The 1,227-nt window shown below is 73.6% G+C and carries 1 protein-coding gene; it reads right to left on the reverse strand.

The window, feature by feature from the left end:
- A partial coding sequence (locus GT045_RS24540; protein WP_161335468.1) for a condensation domain-containing protein occupies window positions 1–1,227 on the reverse strand: 1,227 nt, incomplete at both ends.

Below are 1,227 nucleotides of genomic sequence, written 5' to 3' on the forward strand. Positions count from 1 at the left end.
CTGCCAGAGGGTGTAGTCGGCGTACTGGACCGGCAGGGGTGCCCAGTCGGGGGCCTGCCCCTGGACGCGGGCGGAGTACGCCTCCGTCAGCTCGCGTGACAGCGGACCCATCGACCAGCCGTCACCCGCGATGTGATGCACCACGATCAGCAGGACGTGTTCCTGCTCCGACAACGCGAACAGCTCGGCCCGTAAAGGGGGTTCGGACGCCAGCTCGAAGGCGTACCGGGCACCCGTCTCCAGCGCCGACGCCAGGCCGTCCTCGGTCGTCGGGGTGACGGTCAGCCGCGGTACGGCGGCCTCCGGGGCCAGCACCTGCTGGCACGGCACGCCCTCGGCCTCCGGGAACACCGTCCGCAGACTCTCGTGCCGGGCGACGACGTCCCCGAGGGCGGACCGGAGCGCGTCATGGTCCAGCCGGCCGGACAGCCGGACGACGAGCGGGATGTTGTAGGTGGCGCTCGCCCCCTCCATCCGGTGGAGGAACCACAGCCGCCGCTGGGCCGGGGACAGCGGCAGGACCGCGGGCCGCTCCCGTGCGGTGAGCGCCGGCCGAGCGGGTGCGGCGGTGTCGAGCAGGGATGCGACGACGGCCGGCGTCGGCCCCTCGAAGAGTGCGCGCAGCTCCAGTTCGACCCCGAACGCCGCCCGGATCCGGGCGATCAACGCCGTGGCCAGCAGCGAGTGCCCGCCGAGGCCGAAGAAGTCGTCGTCGACACCCACCCGGGGCAGCCCGAGGACCTGCGCGAACAGGTCGCACACGATCTGCTCCTGGGGCGTGCGCGCCTCCCGGCCCGACACCGGGGCCGCGAAGTCCGGTTCGGGCAGCGCCGCCTTGTCCAGCTTGCCGTTGGCCGTCAGCGGCAGACGGTCGAGGAGCACGACCGTGGCAGGCACCATGTGGTCGGGCAGCCGCTCCTGCATGAACTCCCTGAGATCCTCGACCCGTTGGTCCGCCCGCGGCACCGCGTAGGCCACCAGGCGGGCGTCACCGGACTCCTCGCCGTGGACCACCACGGCCGCCTCGGCCACCCCCGGGTGGCCGGCCAGCACCGCCTCGATCTCGCCGGGTTCGATGCGGAACCCGCGGATCTTCACCTGGTGGTCGGCGCGGCCGACGAACTCCAGCTCGCCGTCGGCGTTCCAGCGGACGAGGTCGCCGGTGCGGTACATGCGGGCCCCGGGCCCGGGGGCGTAGGGGTCGGCGACGAACCGCTCGGCGGTCAG

Origin of the sequence: Streptomyces sp. SID486 (genome assembly GCF_009865385.1) — a bacterium.
Taxonomy (GTDB): domain Bacteria; phylum Actinomycetota; class Actinomycetes; order Streptomycetales; family Streptomycetaceae; genus Streptomyces.